The sequence below is a fragment of the Pelagibacterium sp. genome (assembly GCF_048264985.1).
Taxonomy (GTDB): Bacteria; Pseudomonadota; Alphaproteobacteria; order Rhizobiales; family Devosiaceae; genus Pelagibacterium.
Map to the genome: position 1 here is coordinate 262,710 of NZ_JBLXCL010000001.1, position 25,318 is coordinate 288,027.

Annotated in this window: 22 protein-coding genes and 1 tRNA gene; 10 read left to right on the forward strand and 13 right to left on the reverse strand. The window is 57.6% G+C overall.

Translation table 11 applies throughout. From position 1 onward, the window contains the following. The first annotated feature begins 77 nt into the window (after positions 1-77). The 4 genes from mnmG to ACN0TA_RS01410 are packed head-to-tail and all read left to right on the forward strand — an operon-like array spanning position 78 to position 4,336. Complete coding sequence (gene mnmG, locus ACN0TA_RS01395; RefSeq protein ID WP_417579053.1) at positions 78-1,943, forward strand: tRNA uridine-5-carboxymethylaminomethyl(34) synthesis enzyme MnmG; 1,866 nt, start codon at positions 78-80, stop codon at positions 1,941-1,943. Further along, positions 1,940-2,611 carry a 16S rRNA (guanine(527)-N(7))-methyltransferase RsmG gene (rsmG, locus tag ACN0TA_RS01400; RefSeq protein WP_417579055.1) on the forward strand — a complete coding sequence of 224 codons (672 nt, stop codon included), beginning with the start codon at positions 1,940-1,942 and terminating at the stop codon, positions 2,609-2,611. Before mnmG ends, rsmG begins: the two co-directional genes overlap by 4 nt. A 28-nt stretch (positions 2,612-2,639) precedes the next feature. Next, complete coding sequence (locus ACN0TA_RS01405) at positions 2,640-3,440, forward strand: ParA family protein (RefSeq protein WP_417579057.1); 801 nt, start codon at positions 2,640-2,642, stop codon at positions 3,438-3,440. Between the two features lie 11 nt (positions 3,441-3,451). After that, the gene (locus ACN0TA_RS01410; protein ID WP_417579059.1) at positions 3,452-4,336 is read left to right on the forward strand and encodes a ParB/RepB/Spo0J family partition protein; all 885 of its coding nucleotides are present in this window, start codon (positions 3,452-3,454) and stop codon (positions 4,334-4,336) included. Between the two features lie 42 nt (positions 4,337-4,378). On the opposite strand, the gene holA is transcribed toward ACN0TA_RS01410, so the two are convergent. From holA to leuS, 3 genes are read right to left on the reverse strand one after another with little or no spacing between them, the layout of a single operon-like run. Then, positions 4,379-5,401, reverse strand: coding sequence for a DNA polymerase III subunit delta (holA, locus tag ACN0TA_RS01415; RefSeq protein ID WP_417579061.1), 1,023 nt, complete (start codon positions 5,399-5,401; stop codon positions 4,379-4,381). Beyond that, positions 5,398-5,892, reverse strand: coding sequence for an LPS assembly lipoprotein LptE (lptE, locus tag ACN0TA_RS01420; RefSeq protein WP_417579063.1), 495 nt, complete (start codon positions 5,890-5,892; stop codon positions 5,398-5,400). The genes holA and lptE overlap by 4 nt, the downstream gene beginning before the upstream one ends. Continuing rightward, on the reverse strand, positions 5,879-8,500 hold the full coding sequence (gene leuS, locus ACN0TA_RS01425; RefSeq protein ID WP_417579065.1) for a leucine--tRNA ligase: 2,622 nt from the start codon (positions 8,498-8,500) through the stop codon (positions 5,879-5,881). The genes lptE and leuS overlap by 14 nt, the downstream gene beginning before the upstream one ends. A 93-nt stretch (positions 8,501-8,593) precedes the next feature. On the opposite strand from leuS, the gene ACN0TA_RS01430 reads away from it, so the two are divergent. From ACN0TA_RS01430 to ACN0TA_RS01440, 3 genes are all read left to right on the forward strand, one after another. Further along, on the forward strand, positions 8,594-9,268 hold the full coding sequence (locus tag ACN0TA_RS01430) for a YggS family pyridoxal phosphate-dependent enzyme (protein WP_417579067.1): 675 nt from the start codon (positions 8,594-8,596) through the stop codon (positions 9,266-9,268). 102 nt (positions 9,269-9,370) lie between these two features. Then, positions 9,371-10,054, forward strand: coding sequence for a response regulator transcription factor (locus ACN0TA_RS01435; RefSeq protein ID WP_417579069.1), 684 nt, complete (start codon positions 9,371-9,373; stop codon positions 10,052-10,054). 87 nt (positions 10,055-10,141) lie between these two features. Further along, positions 10,142-10,594, forward strand: coding sequence for a Crp/Fnr family transcriptional regulator (locus tag ACN0TA_RS01440; protein WP_417579071.1), 453 nt, complete (start codon positions 10,142-10,144; stop codon positions 10,592-10,594). A gap of 2 nt (positions 10,595-10,596) precedes the next feature. Here ACN0TA_RS01440 and xth read toward each other — a convergent pair whose 3' ends face one another. The 5 genes from xth to ACN0TA_RS01465 form a co-directional block, all read right to left on the reverse strand. Then, positions 10,597-11,397: an exodeoxyribonuclease III gene (gene xth, locus ACN0TA_RS01445; RefSeq protein WP_417579073.1), complete on the reverse strand. Its 801-nt coding sequence runs from the start codon at positions 11,395-11,397 to the stop codon at positions 10,597-10,599. Between the two features lie 86 nt (positions 11,398-11,483). After that, on the reverse strand, positions 11,484-12,116 hold the full coding sequence (locus tag ACN0TA_RS01450) for a LolA family protein (RefSeq protein WP_417579075.1): 633 nt from the start codon (positions 12,114-12,116) through the stop codon (positions 11,484-11,486). A gap of 132 nt (positions 12,117-12,248) precedes the next feature. Further along, entirely contained in the window at positions 12,249-14,858 is a 2,610-nt protein-coding gene (locus tag ACN0TA_RS01455) for a DNA translocase FtsK (RefSeq protein WP_417579077.1), read from the reverse strand. A gap of 236 nt (positions 14,859-15,094) precedes the next feature. Then, positions 15,095-16,468: an ammonium transporter gene (locus tag ACN0TA_RS01460; protein ID WP_417579079.1), complete on the reverse strand. Its 1,374-nt coding sequence runs from the start codon at positions 16,466-16,468 to the stop codon at positions 15,095-15,097. Between the two features lie 32 nt (positions 16,469-16,500). Next, a complete protein-coding gene (locus ACN0TA_RS01465; protein WP_417579081.1) occupies positions 16,501-16,839 on the reverse strand; it encodes a P-II family nitrogen regulator in 339 nt (112 codons plus the stop codon). A 293-nt stretch (positions 16,840-17,132) separates the two neighbouring features. On the opposite strand from ACN0TA_RS01465, the gene ACN0TA_RS01470 reads away from it, so the two are divergent. Then, entirely contained in the window at positions 17,133-18,359 is a 1,227-nt protein-coding gene (locus tag ACN0TA_RS01470) for an FAD-dependent monooxygenase (protein ID WP_417579083.1), read from the forward strand. An 18-nt stretch (positions 18,360-18,377) separates the two neighbouring features. Here the strand turns inward: ACN0TA_RS01470 and ACN0TA_RS01475 are convergent, their stop codons facing one another. The 3 genes from ACN0TA_RS01475 to ACN0TA_RS01485 all read right to left on the reverse strand — a co-directional run bounded on the left by ACN0TA_RS01475 (position 18,378) and on the right by ACN0TA_RS01485 (position 20,316). Next, entirely contained in the window at positions 18,378-18,635 is a 258-nt protein-coding gene (locus ACN0TA_RS01475; RefSeq protein WP_417579085.1) for a Trm112 family protein, read from the reverse strand. Further along, positions 18,632-19,291: an LON peptidase substrate-binding domain-containing protein gene (locus ACN0TA_RS01480; protein ID WP_417579087.1), complete on the reverse strand. Its 660-nt coding sequence runs from the start codon at positions 19,289-19,291 to the stop codon at positions 18,632-18,634. Before ACN0TA_RS01480 ends, ACN0TA_RS01475 begins: the two co-directional genes overlap by 4 nt. An 89-nt stretch (positions 19,292-19,380) precedes the next feature. Continuing rightward, positions 19,381-20,316: a tetratricopeptide repeat protein gene (locus tag ACN0TA_RS01485; protein WP_417579089.1), complete on the reverse strand. Its 936-nt coding sequence runs from the start codon at positions 20,314-20,316 to the stop codon at positions 19,381-19,383. Between the two features lie 218 nt (positions 20,317-20,534). Here ACN0TA_RS01485 and ACN0TA_RS01490 point away from each other — a divergent pair. Beyond that, a tRNA-Gly gene (locus tag ACN0TA_RS01490) sits at positions 20,535-20,609 on the forward strand. Between the two features lie 70 nt (positions 20,610-20,679). On the opposite strand, the gene ACN0TA_RS01495 is transcribed toward ACN0TA_RS01490, so the two are convergent. After that, positions 20,680-21,393 (reverse strand): fumarylacetoacetate hydrolase family protein, encoded by a 714-nt coding sequence (locus ACN0TA_RS01495; protein WP_417579091.1) that lies wholly within the window; start codon positions 21,391-21,393, stop codon positions 20,680-20,682. Between the two features lie 264 nt (positions 21,394-21,657). On the opposite strand from ACN0TA_RS01495, the gene ACN0TA_RS01500 reads away from it, so the two are divergent. Continuing rightward, entirely contained in the window at positions 21,658-22,398 is a 741-nt protein-coding gene (locus ACN0TA_RS01500; protein WP_417579093.1) for a sulfite exporter TauE/SafE family protein, read from the forward strand. A gap of 70 nt (positions 22,399-22,468) precedes the next feature. On the opposite strand, the gene acnA is transcribed toward ACN0TA_RS01500, so the two are convergent. Next, positions 22,469-25,234, reverse strand: a complete 2,766-nt coding sequence (acnA, locus tag ACN0TA_RS01505; protein WP_417579095.1) for an aconitate hydratase AcnA — start codon at positions 25,232-25,234, stop codon at positions 22,469-22,471. Positions 25,235-25,318 lie beyond the last annotated feature (84 nt).

Below are 25,318 nucleotides of genomic sequence, written 5' to 3' on the forward strand. Positions count from 1 at the left end.
CAAAGAAATGGATTCACGTGAAACATGCCCATACCAACCGGGATGGATTCACGTGAAACACCAGCGGATTTTTGCTCATGAGTGATTATAGCGTCATAATTGTTGGCGGCGGCCACGCCGGAGCGGAAGCGGCTGCGGCGTCTGCGCGTATGGGCGTGCTCACAGCGCTCGTAACGCACAAATTCGCAACAATCGGTGAAATGAGCTGCAACCCCGCAATTGGCGGGCTGGGCAAGGGCCATCTGGTCAGGGAGATCGATGCTCTTGACGGCGTAATGGGTCGCATTGCCGACAAGGGTGGTATCCAGTTTCGCGTGCTCAACAAGCGTAAGGGTCCGGCTGTTCGCGGCCCCAGAGCGCAGCAGGATCGCAAACTTTATCGGGATGCTATGCAAGCCGAACTCTCGGCCACGCCAAACCTTGAAATCATCGAAGGCGAAGTCGACGACCTCATCGTTAACGAGGGCAGCGTATGCGGTGTTGTGCTTCTGGATGGACGACGAATCTCAGCGAGCGCCGTGGTTTTGACAACGGGAACGTTCCTACGTGGGCTGATCCATCGTGGAGAAGAGACAATTCCGGCAGGTCGGGCGGGCGAAAAGCCGGTGCTCGGGCTGTCTCTACGCCTCGAGGCGCTTGGCCTCAACCTGGGCCGACTAAAGACAGGGACCCCGCCGCGCCTCGATGCTAATTCCATCGATTTTTCTGTGCTGGCACGACAGGACGGGGATGAAACGCCTGAGCCGTTCTCGTCGCTGACCGATATCATCACAACACCTCAAATCCCGTGTTATGAAACGCGAACGACACCCGAAGCCCACACGATCATTGCGAATAACCTAACAAAATCAGCAATGTACTCTGGACGTATCCAGTCTCGCGGGCCGCGTTACTGCCCATCGATCGAAGACAAGATCGTACGGTTTGCTGACAAGGACAATCATTTGGTATTCCTTGAGCCCGAAGGGCTCGACGACCCTACTATCTACCCAAACGGTCTCTCCACATCGCTGCCGGCCGATGTGCAATTGGATTTTCTTCGGGCGATGCCTGGCCTGGCCGATGTGGTTATCAAACGCCCAGGTTACGCAATCGAGTATGATCACGTCGATCCCCGTGAACTCTCGCCGGCGTTAATGCTGCGCGCATTGCCGGGGCTGTATCTTGCCGGGCAGATCAACGGCACAACCGGCTATGAAGAGGCAGCCGCCCAGGGGCTCCTGGCCGGGGCAAACGCGGCATTGGCGGCCCAGGGGCGACAGCCGCTGATCTTGTCACGGACCAATTCCTATCTCGGTGTCATGATCGACGATCTGATCACACGCGGCGTCACCGAACCCTATCGCATGTTCACCTCGCGCGCTGAATTCCGGCTACAGCTTAGAGTCGATAATGCTGACCAACGCCTGACCCAGCTGGGCATCGATATCGGCCTGGTTGGCGAAACGCGTCGTGTCCATTTTGAACAGCGCATACAGCAACTGAACGCAGCCAAGACGTTATTACAAACGCTCGCCACGACACCGAGTCAGGCACGCAAGGCTGGTGTCAACGTCAACGCCGATGGTGTGAGGCGGACAGCGTTCGAATTGATGAGCTATCCGACGACGACGCGCGACGACCTCGAATCCGTCTGGCCAGAAATTGCAGATTTGGAATCAAAGACTTACGACCAAATCGCCATCGACGCCCAGTACGCTGTCTATCTTGAACGTCAGCAGGCCGACGTCGAATCCGTCAAACGCGATGAAGCGCGAGCAATTCCCGATTGGCTGGATTACGGCCTTTTGCCCGGCCTATCGAATGAGATGAAGCAGAAATTGCTTGCTGCTCGCCCGCAGACAATTGCCCAGGCGCAACGTATTGAAGGTGTGACGCCAGCTGCCCTGACATTGGTCCTCGCCGTTATCCGTCGCGGTCGCATGGAGCGAAAGGCATCATGAGCTGGAATGATTCGTCGCATCGACGAGATCTGGAAGCAATCGCCGGGCCAATTGTCGGCAATTTGGACGCTCTATGCACTCAACTCCATAGATTTTCGGACCATCTTTTCCGATGGCAGCGGGTGCAAAACCTGGTTTCACGTGAAACACCGGGTGACCTTTGGGAGCGGCATATCCTTGATTCCCTTCAGCTTTTGCCCCTTATCGGCCCGCATGACGGGCCCTTGCGAGTGCTCGATATTGGTAGCGGAGGCGGTTTTCCAGCAATTCCCCTGGCAATCGCGCTCAAGGGTACAGACTACTCTATGCATCTTATTGAATCTAACACGCGAAAATGTGCATTTCTGCGCGCTACGGCTCGAGAATTTGATCTACCGATCACTGTACACACCGCCAGAATAGAGGCGGTATCGCCGCAAGCTGTTGGTCGTGTTGATCTTTTTACATCCCGGGCGCTTGCGCCATTGCCCTTGCTGTTGCGTTATATTCACCGCTTCTGGGCACCGCAAAGCCGCGCCATCCTGCATAAAGGACGTGAAAACGGGGAAGAACTTAAAACAGCGGATTCAGATTGGGTTTACGATGTGTTAAAGCATCAAAGTGCGACGGACAAAGACGGCGTTCTGCTTGAACTTTCCCATCTGCGACCTCGCACCGAACCTAAGTAATTGAAACCGCAACGGTTTCGGAGGTCAGATGCATCCGCGTATCATAACGCTCGCCAATCAGAAAGGCGGCGTCGGCAAAACAACGACGGCGATTAACCTTGCCACTGCTCTTGCAGCGATCGGCGAACGTGTTTTGATCGTTGATCTCGATCCTCAGGGTAACGCATCGACGGGACTTGGTCTGGGGCGACAGCAGCGTGAACGCTCGTCCTATGATCTGCTACTCAACGAATCCACAGTGAAGGACGCCGCGGTCCTGACCAATGTTCCCAATGTCGCCATCGTGCCCTCAACGATGGACTTGCTGGGTGTTGAGCTGATGATCGCGGCTGAACGCGATAGGGCGTTTCGATTGAAGTCGGCGCTGGACAATGTCAGTGAAGTGACGATCGATTCGAAACCGATTACCTATGTTCTGATTGACTGCCCGCCGTCGCTGAACCTGCTTACCATCAACGCGCTTACAGCTGCAGATGCGGTTCTTGTGCCCCTGCAGTGCGAGTTCTTTGCTTTGGAAGGTCTTAGCCAACTGCTTCAGACCATTGAGCAAATTCGCTCTACCCTCAATCCGCGCCTGTCGATCCAGGGTGTGGTCATGACGATGTTCGACAAGCGAAACAATCTGTCCGAACAAGTGCTCAGCGATGTCCGGGAGCATATGGGCAATCTGGTTTATGATACCGTCATTCCCCGCAATGTTCGTCTTTCTGAGGCGCCAAGTTATGGCAAACCTGCGTTGCTCTACGATCTTAAATGTGCCGGAAGTCAGGCCTATCTTCGATTGGCCACCGAAGTGATCAAGCGTGAACGCCAGTTGCGGGCGGCCTGATGGAGAACACCATGAACGACAAACCCACTCGTCTCGGCCGCGGCCTTGCCGCATTGATCGGAGACATGCAGCCTCTCGAGGCCGCGCCGCGTCAGGCCGAAGGATCTACGGGAACGCGCCGACTGCCCGTTGAGTTTATCATCGCGAGCCGCGCCAACCCGCGCAAAGATTTCGATCCCGAACTGCTTGAGGATCTGACTAATTCCATTCGCGAAAAAGGTGTCATGCAGCCGCTTCTGGTTCGTCCAAGCGATCAGGGGCCCGATGTATTTGAGATCATTGCGGGCGAGCGCCGGTGGCGGGCGGCGCAACGGGCAGGTCTGCACGAAGTGCCCGTCATCATCAGGGAGGTCGATGACAAGGAAGCGCTTGAGCTTGCCATCATCGAGAATGTGCAGCGCGCAGACCTCAATCCGCTCGAAGAGGCACTTGGTTATGGACAGCTGATCGAGCAGTTTGAATATACGCAAAACGATCTTGCGCATGTTATCGGCAAATCGCGTTCGCATGTGGCCAACACCTTGCGATTGCTGCGCCTTCCGGATGAAGTCCAGCATATGCTTGAGCGCGGAGAGTTGACTGCAGGTCATGCTCGTACGCTGATTACCTCTGATGACCCCTTGGCCCTGGCACGGCGAATTGTCGATTCAGGCCTGTCGGTGCGTGAAGCAGAAGCTTTGCATCAGAAAGGGAGCGAGGCGCGCCGCCCTCAGCCAGCCGGTGAGAAACGGCCGTTCTCAAAGGACACCGACACACTGGCGCTGGAAAAGCAATTGTCAGATGCCCTCGGGTTGTCGGTAACACTTGATCACAAGGATCGAGGCGGAAAGCTCGAAATTCGCTACAAGACGCTCGAACAGCTCGATGATATCTGCTCGCGTCTCTTGCCGCATTGAGCGACGTTGCACGTGAAACATTGCTCTAAGTAATTGATCGGATTAGCGTCTAGCTGCGGCCATACAAATTGCCAGTAGCGCTTGTCTTCCAATTGCAGGCGCCAAGGTGCTCGATTTTCGGCTATCAAGAATAGCACTGGACAAGCGGTTGCATGCCGCTGCCAGTCCATCGTCGTTCCAAAGCCTGAGCTGTTGTTCAAAACTGGATTTGCGGGAAAAGTGGATTCTCGGTGTGGCCCGACCGATCACCTGATCCACGCTGGCGCCCGTGTCAGTTTCCGCCCTCATGGCTCTGAGGCGGGAAAAATGTTGCATGGCGACAATCAGTAGTCGCTGAGCGTCGGTGCCGGCGCTTGCCGCACGCGTCATGGCCTCATCAAATCGCCGAGCATGCCCTGTCGCAATGGCGTCGACGACAGCGTCTATCGCAAGGGCGGCGTTGTCGCCGCATAGACGCAGCACATCGTTACGGGACAGCGCTCCGCCATCGCCGGCAAACAGCACCAGCTTTTGTAACTCGCTGCGCGTGACCTGCCGGTCATTTCCAAGCATGTCGCGCAGCATCGGAACAAGGTCTGCTTCCAGTGAAATCCTGGCTTGGGCGAATGTATCGCGGATCAGCGTGTCGATTGTCTGGTTTGTATCGGCATAACAGGGCAGCGCGCGCGCGTCGCGGCGGGCTTCGGCCTGTTTGCGGAGGGCGTCGGCCGGCTTTAAGTCGGCGCCCTCAACGATAAAAACAGCTTGCGCACCTTCATCGAGCAATTCGACGAGTGTCTGGGTCAATTTATTGCTGGCCGCGCGAATGCGGATGATGGTTTGTCCTCCAAACATCGAGGGGCTGCGCGCCAGGATGCCCAAACGCTGGGGGTCGGCATCGACCTCAGTCATATGCAGCTGGGATAGGCTTTCGGGGTCGGGGGGATCACCGGCGAAATGCCTAACCAGTCGCGCAGCGTTTTCGCTCACCAGGCCGTTGTCTGGTCCGTAAACGAGAATAAATCCTGCCGTCAGATCCGGCCGTGACAGAAATTTCTCGATGTCGCGGCCCTTGAGCGCCGTCATTTCGCTGTCAGATCGGCAATCAGGGCGAGGCGTACGGTTTCTGCGGCTGCTGTGACGGCCTGCTCTTCGGCGCCGCTCCTGGCGGCATCGTCTGCGATGATCTGGCCGTTGGTTTGATAAAAGGCGGTTGCTGACCGGCTGCCGTTTGCAATCGATTGGCCGTTCTGCAGTACGCTGTAAGTGACCGTGGCAGTAAGTTGATAGTTGGAAACGGCGCCGGACACCGCTGCCAGCCCGATTTCGGTCGCAGTGATAGAGACTTGCGCCGACAACTGTGGCGCATTTGCCTTCCCGGTTCCAAGCTTAGCGGTCAGCGCGCGATAAACCAGCTGTTCGAGGCGCGTGTTAGGTTCCGTATAGGTCAAGGCAAGGGTTTGGTTTGCCAATGCCGCATCGCCGTAGACCGGAGTGAACGTGCAGCCCGCCAATAGGCTGGCCGTCGCAAGCACGGTGCCGAGACATGCGGCGCGGATAGGCTTAGCAAACGACATTGACGATCCTGTTAGGCACGACGATCACCTTACGGGGGGGATTCCCGTCGAGAATGCGGGCAACGGCCTCAAGAGACAAGGCTGCTGCTTCACTCTGGCTGGCCGGGGCATCCTTTGGCATTTCGATTTCGCCCCGTCGCTTTCCATTAACCTGAACCGCCAAAACTACAGTATCATCAACTAGATAGGCAGGATCGGCTTCGGGCCATGGCGTATCGCAGACCATCGTTTGATGGCCGAGATTTGACCAGCAGCTTTCAGCGAGGTGAGGCATCATCGGCGCGATAAATTGCACAAACCGCTCGATCGCCACGCGCAATGCGGAAATATTTGCAAGCGACGGCGATTCGCCAACCACCGGAATGAATTTTTGAATGGCATTGGCCAAATCATAAATCTGGGCGACACCGCGATTGAAACGCAGGCCAGTCAGATCGGCCTCGATCAGGGCTGTTGTCTTGTGTGCTGCCTTGAGGATGTCGATAGTGCGCGGATCGTCTCCATCGATGGTTGTCGGTTCAAGCGACAGGAGTTCGCGCGCCTCATTGACCAGTTTGTAAACCCGCTGCGAGAACCGCCATGAACCTTCGATGCCCGCCTCGGTCCATTGGATATCGCGCTCCGGAGGCGAATCTGAAAGCACGAACCAGCGGACGGTATCGGCACCATAAGTGGCGATCATGTCGTCGGGATCGATGACGTTGCGCTTGGATTTGCTCATCTTTTCGATCGAGCCAATGGTAACCGGCTCACCCGTTGCAGATGAGACGGCTGAACGCTCGCCGTCCCTGGTTTCCAAGACGACTTCGACCGGGGAAACCCAGTTGCCAGCTTGATCCTTGTAGGTCTCGTGGGTCACCATGCCTTGGGTGAACAGGCCCTTGAAGGGTTCATCGACATTCATGTGGCCGGTGCGGCTCATGGCGCGCGCAAAGAAGCGCGAATAGAGCAGGTGCAAGATGGCGTGTTCGATGCCCCCGATATACTGATCGACGGGCAGCCATTCATTTGCCATTTCCGGGATTGTCGGATTGTCGGCCCGAGGTGCCGTAAAGCGCGCGAAATACCAGGAGGAATCGACGAATGTGTCCATTGTGTCGGTTTCCCGCCGTGCCTTGGTGCCACAGGACGGACAATCGGCATGCTTGAAGCTCGGGTGGCGGTCGAGCGGATTGCCGGGCGTGTCGAACTCAACATCGGCCGGCAGGCGCACAGGCAGTTGATCTTTCGGTACAGGTACGATGCCACAGGTATCGCAATGGATGACAGGTATTGGGCACCCCCAATAGCGCTGACGCGATATGCCCCAATCGCGGAGACGATAATTAACCTGACGGACGCCCTGGGGCTTGCCCTCCACCTTTTCGGTCTCCAGGAACCGGGCCATTGCATCCTTGGCCTCATCGATTTCCATGCCGTCAAGGAAGTCCGAATTGAACGCAACGCCGGGGCCGGTATAAGCCTCGGTGCCGATGAAAAACTCCTCAGCAGCCGTTTCGGGCGGCAGCACCACCGGCAGAACGGGCAAATCGTAATTCCGCGCGAAGTCGAGATCGCGCTGATCATGTGCGGGACAACCAAAGATTGCCCCTGTGCCGTAGTCCATCAGAACAAAATTTGCGACATAGACGGGCAGGGTCGCCCCTTCGATTACAGGATGTTTCACTGTAATTTCGGTGCGATAGCCCCTCTTGTCGGCCTTTTCGATAGTTTCAGCCGATGTGCCCATGCGGTGACACTCGGCAATGAACGCAGCCAGATCCTGATTTGTCTTTGCAAGGTGTGCTGCCATCGGATGATCAGGCGAAAGCGCAACAAAGGACGCGCCGAACAGGGTGTCGGGGCGAGTCGTAAAGATCTCAACACTCTGCTGAGCGGCATCGCCTTCGGCGATCTCGAACAAGACACGGAGCCCTTCGGACCGGCCGATCCAGTTGCGCTGCATCAGGCGCACTTTTTCAGGCCAATCGGTCAGCCCGTCGATCGATGTCAGCAAATCTTCGGCAAAATCAGAAATTTTGAAGAACCACTGGGTCAATTCGCGCTGTTCGACAAGCGCGCCGGAGCGCCACCCTCGACCGTCGATAACCTGTTCGTTGGCCAGTACTGTGTGGTCGACGGGATCCCAATTGACCTTCGACGATTTACGCGTGACCAGGCCGGCATCGAGCATGTCGATGAACAGCATCTGCTGGCGGTGGTAATACTCCTCATCGCAAGTCGCGAACTCGCGGCTCCAGTCGAGTGAAAAGCCCATCGACTGCAGTTGTTTGCGCATCGAAGCGATGTTTTCATAGGTCCAGTCGCGCGGGTGAACCTTATTGGCCATCGCTGCGTTTTCTGCCGGCATGCCGAAGGCATCCCATCCCATGGGATGAAGTACTTTTTTGCCTTTGGCGCGCTGAAAGCGCGCGACGACGTCGCCCATAGTGTAGTTACGCACGTGCCCAACATGGATGCGGCCCGATGGATAGGGGAACATCTCAAGGACGTAGTAGGGCTGACGCGGGTCGTCATTGGACGTTTCGAAGGTTCTCTTCTCGGCCCAGATTTTTTGCCAATGGGGTTCTTGTTCGCGCGAATTGTAGCGCTCGGAAGCGTTTGCCATAGAAAGTACCGGTCGCGGCCCTATACTTGAGAAGAGAAGAGAAATTGGGTAGGCGACCATCACCAGAAAAGCGCCGGAAGGTCAACCATTCCCATGAGCCCTAACGCCCCGGAAACCGCTGCCCAAAGGCTTGCGGAGATCAAGAACAGGATGAACCGCGCCGCCGGTCGCATCGAAGGGAGCGTCGCACCCGAGCTGGTGGCGGTCTCCAAGACCTTCGATGCACGGGCCATACAGCCCTTGCTTGTGGCCGGACAGCGCCATTTCGGCGAAAACCGCGTCCAGGAAGCACAAGCCAAATGGCCCGGCCTGAAAGCGGACTACCCCGATATCGTCCTCCATCTCATTGGGCCGCTGCAAACCAACAAGGCAGCCGATGCAGTGGCACTGTTCGATGTCATCGAAAGCGTTGATCGCGACAAGCTGGCCAAAATCCTTGCCGGAGAAATGAAAAAGCAGGATCGCAGCCTGCCGTGCTTTGTGCAGGTCAATATTGGCGGAGAAGACCAGAAAGCAGGCATTGCCATCTCAGAAACAGTTGAATTCGTCGCGCGTTGCAGGGATCAATATGGGCTCGATATCGTTGGATTAATGTGTATTCCACCGCTCGAGGATGCACCGGGACCCTTTTTTGCCCAGTTGGCGCGGTTGGCCGAGGAGGCTGGCGTCACCCAACTGTCGATGGGTATGAGTGCGGATTTCGAAACGGCGATCCTGATGGGCGCGACCCACGTCAGAGTGGGTTCGGCGCTTTTCGGCACCCGATAACGCGCATGTGATCGGTGATTGTTCGACCGGGCCCAATTTGAATCGTATGTGCTTGGGAAGGCTGGTGCGTGACCTTGCCGATAAGAACCTGGAGTTTTGCTCATGAACAAGCGCCGTTTGCTGGTCGTTGATGACGACACCGAGTTGCGCGCTGCATTGGTCGGGCAGCTCGAACCGTATCGTGAATTTGATATCACAGAGGCGGGAACGGCATCTGGAGCCCGTGAAACAGCCAAGGCAAACAATTTCGATCTGATGCTGCTTGATGTCGGGTTGCCCGATATGGACGGTCGTGAGGCCCTCAAGATCATGCGGAACGATGGGTTCCGCGCACCTGTCATTATGCTGACAGGTCAGGACAGCGAATCCGACGAAATTCGCGGTCTTGAGAGTGGCGCAAACGATTACGTCACAAAGCCTTTTCGCTTTTCGGTGCTTCTGGCTCGCATGCGTGCTGCGTTGCGTCAGCACGATCAGAGCGAAGATGTCGTGTTTACCATCGGACCCTACAGTTTTCAGCCAGCTGCCAAGACCTTGGAAAATGGTGACGGCTCGAAAATCAGGCTGACCGACAAGGAAACGTCGATCCTCAAGTTTCTGTATCGCCAGGGGGCCAAGACCATTTCACGCGATGTCCTTTTGGCCGAGGTCTGGGGCTACAATAACCGGGTAACCACCCATACGCTCGAGACGCATATCTACCGTCTGCGTCAAAAGATCGAGCGTGACCCATCAAATGCACGCTTGCTGGTGACTGAAGAAGGCGGATATCGCCTCGTTCCGTGATGCCGATCGGTCCATTTCGGGGTAAGTCTTTGCGCGCGCGGTAATTTATGGCAATCATGGTCCCGCAACACGGTGCTGGGGGCATGTATGGACGAAGCGGCGGCGGTAGCCGCACTCGCACAGCTTGACATTTTTGCCAGCTTTTCAAACGATCAGCTGCGTCTTTTGGCGTTCGTATGCGAGGACGTCATGCTTGGGCCCGGCGAAGGACTCTATGCGGCGGGTGATGCTGCTGATGGCGGGTTTGTGCTGGTGTCGGGTGCGCTGGAGGCGATGCACTCCCCGGTCGAGGGCAGTGGGCGGTTCCGGATCGATCCCGTTGCCCTGGTCGGCGAATTTGGTTTGATGCTGACCCGCCCGCGCGGCGCATCGGTCAGCGCTGTTCGTACAAGCAAATTGCTGTTCGTGCCGCGTGAACCTTTTCTTAAACTGCTGCGCAATCATCCCGAGCTTGCTGAGGACGTTGCTGCAATTATCAGGGCCGAACTTTCCCGCTACCTCGATTCAATTGCGCAGCTGGGCAGCCGGTTCGCCGACTAGATCTATTCGAACTCCACGATAACCGGCACGTGGTCGGATGGTTTTTCAGACCAGCCGCGAGCCGGACGCAGAATGTGAGCCGCTTTTGCATGCGCCGCGATGTCGCGCGTCGCCCAGATGTGGTCCAACCTGCGCCCGCGATCCGACGCATCCCAATCCTTTGCTCTGTAGCTCCACCAGGAATAGACTTTTTCTTCAACCGGGATGTGCTGGCGGACCAGATCCACCCAATTGCGCTTTGACAGCAGTCGGTCGAGCGCTTCGGTTTCTACCGGCGTATGGGAGACGACCTTTAGAAGCTGTTTGTGGCTCCAGACGTCGTTTTCGTGGGGTGCGACGTTGAAGTCGCCGCAAATGAGCTGGCGCTCGTCAAAAACCAGATCATCGAACCAGTCTTCCATCTCTGCAAGGAAGTCGAGCTTATGCTGGAATTTTGGATTAACCTGGGGGTCGGGCTCGTCGCCGCCAGCCGGCACATAAAAATTGTGAACGGTGAGCGGGCCTTTGCCGAAGTCGAGCCGGGCCGAGACATGGCGGCAATCGGGAATGTCGCAAAAGCCGCGTGCAGTGATCTCGTCGAGCGGATGCTTTGAGACGATCGCCACCCCATGATAGCCCTTTTGGCCGTGAACTGCCTGATGAGGGTACCCAGCATCGGCCAGCGCCTTTTGCGGGAATTGATCGTTCATGCATTTGATCTCCTGAAGACACAGGACATCGGGGCTGTACTGGGACAGGAAATCGAGAACGATCGGCAGGCGCAGCCGCACCGAATTGATGTTCCAGGTGGCAAGCGAGGGCATGGCGGGCTCGAAGGTCAATAAAGGGTCGGGGCCTTTATGGCTGCCCGGCCCGGAGCGGTAAAGCCCCGGGCTCCATTGCCTCAATCTCAGTTTGGCGAATTGACCGAGCGATAGGTGGGGTCAATGCGGAAATACTGGTCGGGAATATCGATGCCCTTCTCAGTCTCGGAGATCGAGAAAGTGGTTTCCACGCCCGAGGGCTCGATCAGGCTCCACTGCACGAGGTCGAGAGATTCGCGATCAAAGATTAAGGAAACCTGGACCGTTCCGATCGGGCTTTCATCGGTGATGACTACCGACACGTGCGTTTCAGACAGGATTACGTCCGAAAGATTTGAATTGATCAGGCTGACCTGATCACCAAGAAACTGACGCAGCGGGACGTTGTCCTGTGGGTAGGCGTACTGGGTGCGCTCCTGGCGGTCGATGACATAAAACCCGCGCCCTTGGGAAATGATTTCCTCGCGGCTCGGCGGCGCATAACGGAACCGGATCATGTCGGGCCGCTTGAGCCAGAATGTGCCTTCGATTTGCCCGCCCTGGCTGTCGATCTGAATGAAGCGACCGGCCATAGTCCGAATATTGGTATTGTGCGTCGAGATTTCCTGGAGAAGAAATTCTTCATCGGGGGTCAACACCCGTGATTGGGCATGTACCGGCATGGCCAGCGCGAGCGCGCAAATGCCCGCAGTCAAAATTGCGGCGGCGAGGCGAATCATTTCCAGGACTCCGTTTCGATACAAATAGGGCTGCCCCTTGGACTGTCGAAGTAAATCTCAATTGCGGCAAGAGCGCGAAGCGGGACGCGTCCGCAATAAACTCATCGTGTAGCGGTGAGGTTCCCGTCCGGGTTAGAACCCGTCGGCATTGTCGCCAATGAGCACTTCGCGTTTGCCCGCGTGGTTGGCTGGCGAAATGATGCCTTCCTGCTCCATGCGCTCGATCAGTGTTGCCGCCTTGTTGTAGCCAACCGAAAGGCGGCGCTGGATGTAGGACGTTGAGGCCTTCTTGTCGGTAAGGACGATATTGACCGCCTTGTCGTACAGTTCGTCGCCCGATCCGCCGAACCCACCTTCGTCGTCGAGACTGCCTTGTCCATCTTCATCTTCGGCAGTAATCGATTCGAGGTATTCTGGGGCACCCTGACTCTTGAGATGGCTCACGATGTCTTCAACTTCATTGTCGGCAACGAAGGCACCGTGCAGACGTTTGATGCGCCCGCCGCCAGCCATGTAAAGCATGTCGCCATTGCCGAGCAGCTGTTCGGCCCCTTGCTCGCCCAAAATTGTGCGCGAATCGATCTTGGATGTGACCTGGAAGGACACACGCGTGGGGAAGTTGGCCTTGATCGTGCCGGTGATCACGTCCACCGAAGGGCGCTGAGTTGCCATGATGATATGGATGCCGGCTGCACGCGCCATCTGGGCAAGGCGCTGGATCGTGCCTTCGATATCCTTGCCTGCAACCATCATCAGATCGGCCATTTCGTCGACGAGGACGACGATGAAGGGGAGCGGTTCGAGATCGAACTCTTCGCTTTCAAAGATCGCCTCACCGGTTTCGCGGTCGAATCCGGTTTGTACTGTGCGCGTGATGACTTCTCCCTTGGCGGCCGATTCGGCGACGCGGGCGTTGAAGCCATCGATGTTGCGCACACCGATCTTGCTCATTTTCTTGTAGCGGTCCTCCATTTCGCGGACTGCCCATTTGAGCGCCACGACGGCTTTTGCAGGATCAGTTACCACGGGGGTCAACAGATGCGGGATTCCGTCATAGACCGACAGTTCGAGCATCTTGGGATCGATCATGATCAATCGGCACTGCTCGGGGCTCATCTTGTAGAGCAGAGAAAGGATCATCGTATTGATCCCCACCGATTTACCCGAGCCGGTGGTGCCGGCGATCAACAGATGTGGCATCCGGGCGAGATCGACGATGATCGGCTCCCCCCCAATGGTTTTGCCAAGGCAGATGGGCAGTTTGGCCTTTGCCTTATCGAAATCATTGGAAGCCAGAAGCTCGCGCAGATAAACGGTCTCGCGTGTCTTGTTTGGTAGTTCGATACCGATGGCGTTGCGGCCAGGAACCACGGCGACACGCGCGGAAATGGCACTCATCGAGCGCGCTATGTCGTCGGCAAGCGAGATTACGCGGCTCGATTTGATTCCCGGGGCGGGTTCGAGCTCATAGAGCGTAACCACAGGGCCGGGCCGCACGTTGATGATATCGCCCTTGACGCCGAAATCTTCGAGCACACCCTCAAGTCGCTTGGCGTTTTCTTCGAGCGCTTCTGGATTGTGTTCAGGCGATGTCTGAGTGGTGCTGGGGGCGGCAAGCAGTTCAAGCGGGGGCAGTTCGAACCCGTCGGCGGGCAGAAACGTTGCCTGGGCCTCCCGGACCTGACGCGGAGACGGGGCCGGGCGGGGCGCAGGTGCGACGACGCGGGCACGCGATCCTGACGGCTGCTCGACGATCATGCGAGCGATATCATCTGCCTCGCGACGCTGCGGCGCGGGATCGGCCGGGCCGTCCTCTTGGTAATCCTCATAAGCATCCTGGTCCCAATCCTCGGACGCCTGAGGTTCAACTTCGGCCGGACGCCGATCAAACTCTATCGACCTGTCGAGCTGGGGTTCGAAATCATTTGCCTGCCAATTGCCGGCGGGCATCTGATCGTTGGCCGGCTTGCGGCTAAATATGCGCTTGGCTGCGGCGCGCGCGCCATAGAACGTGTGGGCGAGATAGCCGATGGCCACGTCAAATATTCCGCTTGAATCCGGGCCTTCGTCGATTTCCGGTTCGGGCTCCGGTGTTTTCTTGCGTCGGGCGGTCGTCTTGGTTGGGACTGGGAGGTCGGCCTCGAAGGCCGGGCGCGACCGGGCCGAGAGCCAGGTCAGTCCAAGCGCCGGGATGCCCAGCAACACTGCATAGAGAATGGCGCCCCAACCCTGCGGCATCTCGCCGGCCAAGGTGGTAAAGAGATTTGTAAAGCCAGTGCCGACAAACCCACCAAGCCCAAGTGGCAAGGGCCAGCTCTCCGGCGTGGGAAAACAGGCAAACATACCCGTCGCGAGCGTAGTTCCAAGCAGCCACCCGGTCAGTCGCAATCCAAGATAGGACGGCACGATGCGGCGGAACATGGACCACGACCAAACGAGCGGCGGCAAGACCAGCAGCGGCGCGCCGAGGCCAAGGAGCTGAAAGCCGATATCGGCGATGGCTGCTCCGGGAAATCCGAGCCAGTTTTCAACGGACTTATCCGTCGCGTAGGAAAACGATGGATCGTCGACCGACCACGAGGCGAGAGAGACAAGCGCCAAGGCGCAAATCAGCGCGACGGCGATGCCGATGATTCGCACGGGAATGGTGATCGAGAGCACCGGTGTCGAGCGGTGGCTGTCGTCCAGATGCTGTGAAGGATGCAGGGTCATCGGGCGGCCGGTCGTTTTACGCAATACCATTTGCGACAACCCTAGTCGTGCATGGTTAACCTTGGATTAGCGCGGCAAGCGAATTTGGAGGCAAAAGAAACCCCGCGTCAAAAGAGGCGGGGTCAAGAAGCGCTGAACAGGTATGCAGCCCATATCGTTTGCGAGTGGGAAGGCCTCATTGATGTGGGGTCAAGAGGGATATGGGCTGCATGCGTTTTCAGCGTTTAGGCAAGGCCCGGGCTGGCGCCCGGACCTTGATGATTGAATCAGCGGAATTCAGGATAGGCTTCGACGCCGACTTCAGCCTTGTCGAGACCGAGTGCCTCATCATCCTCGGTTGGCCGCAGGCCCATGGTGGCCTTGAGGATCAACCAGACAACGAAGCTGGCAACGAAGGTGAAGACACCGACGATGACGATCGAGAAAAGCTGAACGCCAAGGTTCGCATCGGAGTTGGTAAAGATGACTGCGATGGTACCCCAGATGCCGGCCAGCAGGTGGACCGGGATGGCGCCGACAACGTCGTCGATCTTTAGACGGTCGAGCAGCGGAACCGTGAAGACGACGATGACACCACCGACAGCGCCGATCAGCGAAGCTGTGCCCAGGCCCGGTGTCAGCGGTTCGGCAGTCACCGAAACAAGACCGGCAAGAGCGCCGTTCAGCACAAAGGTCAGATCGACTTTCTTGTAGATGATCGCTGTCAGGATCAAAGCCGCAACAGCACCACCGGCAGCGCCGGCGTTGGTGTTGGCCATGATGCGGCCCACATCGGCAACATCACCAACCGAACCCATTGCAAGCTGGGAGGCCCCGTTAAAGCCAAACCAACCCATCCAGAGAATGAACGTGCCCAGTGCCGCCAGCGGCATCGACGAGCCGGGCATTGCATTGACAGAGCCGTCTGGATTGTACTTGCCAACGCGGGCGCCGAGCAGGATGGCACCGGCAAGAGCGGCCCAGCCACCCACCGAGTGAACCACTGTCGAACCGGCGAAGTCCAAAAAGCCCATGGCATCAAGGAAACCGCCGCCCCATTTCCAGGATGCCTGGATCGGGTAGATGAGCCCAGTCAGAACGACTGTGAAGATCAGGAAGGGCAGGATCTTGATGCGTTCAGCCAGCGTGCCGGAAACGATGGAGGCGGTGGTGGCGCAGAACATCACCTGGAAGAAAAAGTCCGAGCTGGTCGCTGCGTAACCGAAATCGTCGGCACCATCGGCAGTTACCCCGACTGCTTCGAGAATGCCGATGCCGAAGGCGCCAAGATAGCCGCCTGTATCATCGGACCCGATCGTCCAATTGCCGAGCGGATACATAAGATTGTAGCCGATCAGATAATAAAAGATGGCTGCGATCGAGAACAATGAGATGTTCTTCAAAAGCTGCATCGATACGTTCTTGGTGCGGACCAGACCGGCCTCGAGCATGGCGAAGCCAGCAGCCATCCACATCACCAGAACGCCGCCGAAAATCATCAGGAACGAGTTCAGGATGAATACCACGTCTGCGGAAACGCCTTCGGAGAGGGTTTCAACCACTTCCTCGGCCACCTCGGCGTCCTGCCCAAGCGCGGGCAGTGCTATGAGCAGGGAGGCTACCGCCGCCGCGCCCAGCAATTTGCTTGTCTTGAAATTCATGATTGTCCTTCTCCTAGTTGGACGCCAGGCTCTCAGAGGGCTTCCGTTCCGGTTTCGCCGGTACGGATGCGAATGGCCTGTTCGAGATCGACAATAAAAATCTTGCCGTCGCCGATGCGGCCCGTTTGGGCGGCGTCCTTGATAGCGCTGGCAACCGCGTCGATCTGAGCGGCGTCCACGGCGATCTCAACCTTGAGCTTGGGGAGGAAGTGAACGGCGTATTCGGTGCCGCGGTAGATCTCGGAGTGACCCTTTTGACGTCCGTACCCCTTGACCTCTGTTACGGTCATGCCGTGCACATCGAGCGAATTGAGGGCCTGACGGACCTCTTCGAGCCGCGATGGCTTTATGATGGCGATTAGCAGTTTCATGGGTGCTCCTTTCCGAATTCCGCACCTGACACGGGACATCAGGACTCAAAAGCCGTGCCAACTGGGAATTTTTCCAGCTAAGTATCTGAAATAAAATATTTATCTCGTAGATCGCCCCACTTGCCAATTTCTGAACACAATTAAAGGTGCCTAAAAAATAGGCGACGACGGGTGTGTGATATAATGAATGGTGAATTTAGGAGCACTCGCTGTTGGCAAGGCGTGCGGCAATACTTTCCTTGCGTCGTTCGCGCTGCAGCGCCATGCTTGGCGCTAAACGATCGGGAGCCTTGATGATGGCGCAAACTGGCCAGGTTCAATCCTTTGACGTGCTGATTGTAGGCGGTGGTCCGGTGGGCCTTTCGCTGGGCATCGCCCTGGCGAAATACATTCCTGGAATGCGAGTTGGGCTGCTCGACCGGCGCAAGCTCACAGTGCCAAAAGATTCGCGGGCTTCGGCCATAGCGGCGGGCGTTCGGCATGTGTTCGAGGCCATCGGTGTCTGGGATGACATGGCGGAAGCAGCCAATCCGATAGCTGAAATGAAAATCACCGACTCAGGCAGCGGCGATATCAGCCGCCCGGTCTTTCTCAACTTTTCAGATCCGCGGCGTCAGGGAGAGCCCTTTGCTCACATGGTGCCCAACACAGCCAGTGCCGCCAGTCTTATCGCTGCTGGGCTAGCGCATATGACGGTCCTTGAACCGGGCGCCGTTTCCGGTTTCAGCGCCGGCCCGGCAGGTGGCCGGGTTGAGCTTGAAGATGGTCGTGCGATATCGGCAGCGCTCGTCGTTGCGGCTGATGGCGGCAAATCGATGCTGCGAGGGCTGGCCGGGATCAAGACATTTTCTCATGACTACCGACAGTCGGGGCTGGTGACCACAATCAGCCATGCTCAGCCTCACAACGATATCGCTTATGAGCATTTCCGGCCCGCCGGGCCGTTTGCTTCACTGCCCTTGCGCGGTCATCGTTCGTCTCTGGTCTGGGCGGAAACGCCGCAAACAGCCCAAGCGCTTCTTGCTATGGCGCCCCAAGATCTCGCCCTGCGCATTGAAGCGGCGATGGGTTCGACGCTTGGAGCCGTCGAAGTCGTTGAAACTGTGCAGAGCTTTCCTCTGAGCCTTGTTCTGGCGCGTCGCCTTGCTGCGCCCCGGCTGGCTCTCATCGGCGACGCTGCACATGTGATTCATCCGCTGGCCGGGCAGGGACTGAATCTGGGGCTGCGCGACGTGGCCGTGCTCGCCGAGACGCTCGTGGATGCCGTGCGACTTGGGGAGGATCTGGGCTCGATAACGGTACTGGAGCGTTATGAACGCCGTCGGCGCGCCGATACGGCATCAATGGCCCTGGCGACGGACGGTCTCAACCGTTTGTTTTCCAACGACGCTGACCCCGTACGGGCTGTCCGCGACTTCGGGCTGTCGCTCGTCGACCGAATCGATCCGCTCAAGGATGTGATTATGAACAAGGCGGCTGGGGCCACTGGCGCCAAGCTGCTCAAGGGATTGTCGCTCTAGGCCTGGCTTAGATTAATGCTAATTGCCCGATGCGGGCCGAGTGCGCAGAGCTTCGGCTTCGTCCTCATCGATTCGGCGCGCTGCGTCGATGACCAGCAAAGGCACGCCCTTTCGGATCGGAAACGCGTAGCGGGCGACAATCGAGATCAGCTCGGTGCCATCAGCCGACAGTGTAAGCCGTGTCTTGGTGACCGGGCAGACAAGCATTTCGATGGTGCGCGGATCGAGCCGGTAGCGCGGATTGCCTTCGGGCGGCGGCGCGTCCGAAGGCATCATTGCAATACAACACCTGAGCGTGCGCGTGCCATTTCGATTTCGGCCAGCGCCATGAGGGTTTCGGCACGCTCGACAAGGGTGCGCGCTTCAAGAAGGGCCTGCTTTTCCGGCCCACCATAGGGACCGAGCATTGCAGCAAGATCGACAAGTTCACCGGTCGCCATGTCCTCGATTTCTTCCCAATCGACCTCAATGTCGGAAAATTCGGCATGGGCGCGCAGAACGGTAATCAGACGCGGGCGGTCGACTGCGTCTTCGCCGAGCTCGGGCGTGAAATCGGTAGCAAAATCGGAAGTGTCAATCCGCGCCTGCCGGTAGGGGGTGGCGGTGGTGAATTCTTCGATAGGCGCAAACCTGCAAACGCCTTCGAGGATAATAAAATAGCGTTCCTCGGCCTGTTCTTCAAAATGAGTGATGCGCCCAATGCAGCCGATTTTTTCCAAGGGCACCTGTCCGCGCGGCGCTTCCTCGGCCGTGTCGCGGGGCTGAATCAGCCCGATCATCCGGTTTCCTGCCAAGGCGTCGTCGATCATGGCGACGAAACGCGGTTCGAACACATTGAGCGGCCGGTGCGAGCCGGGCAGCAACAGTGCACGGCTCAAGGGGAAGAGAGCGAGCATATCGGGCATTTCCGATATCGAAGCCGGGCGGCGCATTGCATTTCCTCTCTTGCTTCGTTTTTTGGAAGCTGTTCGGATCTTACAGAACCCGATGGCTGGGTCCAGTTGTCGTAGTCGGTCCCGGTCTAGCGGAACAGCAATGAGGACAGCATGCGACGCCCTTTAAGCGTTGCTGCATCCTTTGGTCCCCAGGCCTCAAAGAAATCGAGCAGCTTTTTGCGCGCGCCATCGTCATTCCAGTCCCGATCGCGCTCCATGATGCCGATCAGAGCTTGCACGGCGGCCAGCCTGTCGCCCTTGGAATTGCGAATCATGGCCAGATCGAATCGCGCCTGATGGTCATCGGGGTTGGTGGCAAGGGTCTGTTCGAGCTGAGCATCGTCGCCGAGCTTTTCAGCTTCTTCTTCGAGCGAAATTGCCTTTGCCAGCCCTTCGGCTCCGACATGGTCGCTGTCTTCGGGCAGCATCGCAAGCGTTTCACGGGCGCCATCGCGATCGCCGGTGCGGAACTGGACCGTGGCAACACCGACCAAAGCGTCAAGATTGTCTGGAGCATGACGTAGCACAGTGGCAAAAATCTGGTAGGCACGCTCGAAATCTTCAGCAACAAGTGCTGCTTCGGCCGCTTCCAGAGCGGCGGCAATCTGCGTTTCTGCTTCCGACGGCCCGCCAACGCCGGCCTTGGCCGCCATGTCGATCATCTTCTGGGCAAAGCGGGCAATCTCGCTTTCGGGCAGGGCGCCCATGAACCCATCAGCCGGGCGTCCGGCTACAAAACCGAACACCGCGGGTATCGACTGCACGCCCATTTGCCCGGCCAGGGCCTGATTCTCGTCGACATTGATCTTGACGAGAGCGATCTTGCCGCCAAGCGCGGCGACGACTTTTTCCAGCGCCGGCGTCAACTGCTTGCATGGCCCGCACCATGGTGCCCAGAAATCAACGAGAACAGGGCGTTCCTTGGACGCATCGATGACGTCGGCCTGGAAGGTCGCTGTCGAAGAATCGATGATCAGCCCACCTTGGGCAGGGGCTTGCTGCGCTGAGAGATTAAGGTCCATCTGGTCTTGCCTTTTTCAGGCCCTTCGCCTGGTGCCATTATTTGCGTCGAGCCTTACACCAAGCAGAGCGGCTGTGCAAAAGCCCAAAGCCGTCTTCGGTTTCTCACTGTGGCGGGGTCGTTGCGAAAAAGCGTGAAAATATGGGTTGCAATTGTCAATTCGGTTGGGCATATAGGCGCGCATCGTGGTGCTGCCAAGTGGTAGGCCAAGATTGGAGTGCGGGCGTAGCTCAGGGGTAGAGCATAACCTTGCCAAGGTTAGGGTCGTGAGTTCGAATCTCATCGCCCGCTCCAAAATGCCAAGGCCTTAGAGCCTTGAGATCTAAAGGGCCGCAAGGCCCTTTTTTGTGCCCGGATCAAAAGGCTAGACAACATCCACCTTGATGTTGCCGATACAACCAATGCTTGCCGTTATGATATCGCCTCGGCTGACGGCGCCCACGCCGGAGGGTGTTCCGCTCATTATGATATCGCCAGGTTGCAAAGCAAAAAAGCGCGACAGGGTCGAGATGATCTCGGGCACCTTCCAGAGCATCTGATTGAGATCACCTTCCTGCCGCGTGTGACCGTTAACAGCCAAGCTTATGGCACCCTGATCGGGGTGTCCGATCGCGCTGGCGGGAACGAGCGGCCCGCAGGGAGCCGACGCCTCGAAGCTTTTGGCAACCTCCCAGGGACGCCCAAGGGATTTGGCCTCCGCCTGGAGATCGCGGCGCGTCATGTCGAGCCCCACACCGTAGCCGAAAACGTGATCGAGTGCATCTGCGACAGCGATGTCGGATCCACCTGTGGCCAGGGCAACGACCAGTTCAACTTCGTGATGCACGTCTGCGGATTCGGGGGGGTAGGGAAACGTGCCGTCGGAGACCACAGCGCCGCCATGCTTGAGAAAAAAGAATGGCGGTTCCTTGTCTGGGTCGTGGCCCATTTCGACGGCGTGGGCTGCGTAATTGCGCCCGATGCAAAAGATGCGGTTAACCGGAAATCGCGCGTTGGTGTGTTTGACCGCTAGTGTTGGGACAGCGGGTGGTGCAATCACCAGATCGGCGCTTAAAGATTGGCGTTCGCTCGCGGTCAAAGGTTCAACTCCTAGTCTGTTAACGGTGATTGATGTGTCCAACCTTGCGCAAAGCCGCGCTCTCGCCAATCCCATGAGAACACTTTTGGGCGCCCGTTTCGGATGTTTCGTCGCTTTGCTCAGCCAGGAACCGGCTTCGAGAGGTTTCGGATCGACGTCAGCTGAGCATGGCGGCAGACCAACATCGGTGCGATTGTCATGTTAGAACAACTGGTCTAGCAATTGATTTCGATTTGCTCTCCGTCCAGAAGTGCCAGCCTTTCCATGGATTTCATCACTCTTGCCATTATTTTTGCTGCGGTCGGCGCCGGGGCTATCTCCAAGGGTGCGACAGGGATGGGCATGCCGCTTATCGCTATCCCGTTTCTTGCCGCAACGTTTGGCCTGCAACACGCCATCGCAGTCCTGTTGGTTCCCATCCTGGTGTCCAACGCAGCGCAGCTCTATCGTTTTCGGCATGCGCGGGGAGATGCTCGGCTCGGCTTTCTAGGTCCGATGCTGGCGCTGTGTGTGCTTGGCGTGATGGGTGGCACCTGGTTCTTGACGTCTACGCCCGAGCGCGGGCTGGCTGTGACGCTCGGATTGCTGCTGCTTGGTTATCTGGGTCTACGGCTGCTCAAGCCACATTTCGTTGTCGGACCCGAGGCGGCGAAGCGCTGGGCGATGCCAGCGGGGCTCGGCGCTGGCCTGATCCATGGCGCAACGGGCATTTCAGCGCCAATCGGTGTGACGTTCATTCACGCTATGCGGTTTGGCCGCGACGTTCATGTCTTTGCCGTCTCTGCAATGTTCATGGTTCTTGGCGTTTTTCAGGCGCCTTCTCTGTGGATCGCCGGTGTTCTGCGGCCCGAATGGCTGTTGCAGGGCGTGTTCGCATTGATCCCGACCTTCCTGTTCATGCCTGTCGGGCAGTGGCTTTCTGGCAAGCTTAGCCAGGCCGCTTTCGATAAGATGATTCTGATTTTTCTCGGCGTTATCGGGGTCAAAATGGTGCTTGGCATCTAAATGACTGCCGAAATCAGGCATTAAAAAAGGCGGCCATTGGCCGCCTTTTTCATTGTCGTTTGGACGTCGATTACGCAGCGACCAGATTGCGCAGCACGTATTGCAGGATCCCGCCGTGGCGGTAGTATTCGAGCTCGTCCAGCGTATCGATACGCAGAAGAACAGGAACGATCTCCTTGCGCCCATCCCCGAACGTGATGTCGAGGTCGAGCATCTGGCGTGGTTCGATCTCGGTCAGTCCGCGGATCGAAATCGTCTCGTCACCCTTGATGCCAAGCGACTGCCAGGATGCGCCATCATTAAACACAAGAGGCAGAACGCCCATGCCCACGAGGTTTGAGCGGTGGATACGCTCAAAGCTCTGCGCGATAACGGCGCGAACGCCGAGCAGGGTCGTGCCCTTGGCCGCCCAGTCACGTGAAGACCCTGTGCCGTATTCCTTGCCGGCAAAGATCACCAGTGGGGTGTTCTGGGCCTTGTAGTCCATTGCCGCGTCATAGATCGGCACAACTTCACCCGATGGAGATTTGGTAAAGCCGCCTTCGACGCCATCAAGCATCTGGTTCTTGATACGGATGTTGGCAAAGGTGCCGCGCATCATCACTTCGTGGTTGCCGCGCCGTGCGCCGAACGAGTTGAAATCGATCGGCTTGACCTGACGTTCGATCAGATATTTGCCAGCTGGCGTTCCCGATTTGAACGAACCGGCCGGAGAGATGTGATCGGTGGTGATCGAATCAAGGAAAATGGAGAGAACGCGCGCATTCTCGATGTCGGTGATCGGCTTGGGATCCATGGTCATGCCCTCGAAATAAGGAGGGTTCTGAACATAGGTGGAGGCAGAGCTCCACTTGTAGGTTTCGCCGCCGTCGACCTTGATTTCCTGCCAGCGCTTGTCGCCTTTGAACACGTCGCCATAGCGGCGCTTGAACATATCGACAGAGATCGCAGAGCGCAGAACGTCGGCGACTTCTTTGGAGCTGGGCCAGATATCCTTGAGATAGACAGGCTGCCCGTCAGATCCGGTGCCAAGCGATTTGGTCGTGATGTCGCCTGTCATCTTGCCGAGCAGTGAGTAGGCGACGACCAGCGGGGGCGAGGCCAGATAGTTGGCGCGCACGTCCGGGTTGACGCGGCCTTCGAAGTTGCGGTTGCCCGAAAGCACCGAAACCGCGACGAGATCGTTGTCGTTGATGGTCTTTGAAATGTTGTCGTCGAGCGGTCCGGAATTGCCGATGCAGGTCGTGCAGCCATAGCCGACCGTATTGAAGCCCATAGCGTCGAGGTCTTCCTGCAATCCTGATTTTTCAAGATATTCGGTTACAACCTGGGAGCCTGGGGCAAGCGATGTCTTGACCCAAGGTTGGGGCTTGAGCCCCTTTTCGCGTGCTTTGCGGGCCACAAGGCCAGCAGCAATCAGCACCGAGGGGTTGGATGTGTTGGTGCATGAGGTGATCGCGGCAATGACAACGTCGCCATCGGAGATCCGGTAATCGGCACCGTTGACGGCATAGCCGTGATTTTCGTTGTCTTCAGGGGTGTCGTGAACACCGGTTGCGCCTTCATCCATATAGCGAGAATCGCCCTTGGACTCCGGTTCGGGCGAAAGCTTGCGACCGCCGGCAATTTCAGCGAGTGCCTTGACAAAGGCGGTCGAGGCATCGGTCAGGGCAACGCGGTCCTGCGGACGTTTGGGGCCGGCAAGCGAGGGCACGACAGTGGAGAGATCAAGCTCGAGCGTATCGGTGAAGATCGGGTCCTGATCTTCGTCGGTGCGGTACATGCCCTGCTCTTTGGCATAGGCTTCAACGAGCGCCACGCGATCGGGTTCGCGGCCCGAATCGTTGAGGTATTTGATGGTTTCCTTGTCGATCGGGAAGAAACCGCAGGTCGCGCCATATTCGGGCGCCATATTGGCGATGGTCGCCTTGTCTTCGAGCGAGAGGTTGGAAAGCCCTGCGCCAAAGAACTCCACGAACTTGCCCACAACGCCTTTTTTGCGCAGCATTTCAACAACGTGCAGCACAAGGTCCGTCGCCGTTGTGCCTTCGGGCAGCTTGCCGGAAAATTTGAAGCCGACCACTTCGGGAATCAGCATGGAAATGGGCTGGCCAAGCATCGCCGCTTCGGCCTCGATGCCGCCGACGCCCCAGCCCAGAACGGCCATGCCGTTGACCATGGTCGTGTGGCTGTCTGTGCCGACGAGGGTATCGGGATAGGCGACTTCCTGGCCGTTCTCCTCTTTGGTCCAGACTGTCTGGGCCAGATATTCGAGGTTTACCTGGTGACAGATGCCGGTTCCGGGAGGCACGACACGGAAGTTTTCAAACGCGGACTGTCCCCAGCGCAGAAATTCATAGCGTTCGCCATTGCGTTCATATTCGCGGGCCACGTTCTGCTCGAACGCGCCTGGGGTGCCGAAATAGTCGACCATAACCGAGTGATCGATGACCAGATCGACCGGGACCAGTGGATTGATTTTCTGGGGGTCTGCGCCGAGCTTTGCAGTGGCGTCGCGCATTGCGGCCAGATCGACGACGGCGGGAACGCCGGTAAAATCCTGCATAAGAACACGGGCAGGGCGGTAGGAAATTTCGTGTCCGGCGCGTCCGCGATCGTCAAGCCAAGCTTTTACGGCCTTGATGTCGGCAGCCTTGACCGTGCGATCGTCTTCGAAGCGAAGCAGGTTTTCCAGAACGACCTTGAGAGAATGGGGGAGGCGGGAAATGCCATCCAGTCCGTTCTTTTCAGCCTCGGCGAGCGAAAAGATCGTATAGGCCTTGTTGCCAACGGTGAGGTTCGTTTTGGTCTTAAAGCTATTGGATGTCTCGGTCACGCGGTCCGCCTTGTCTCAATAGGTTGCGGGTACCCCCGATTGAGACCGGGCCAAACGGCCAATTTCGCGTCGATATTCAGTGCA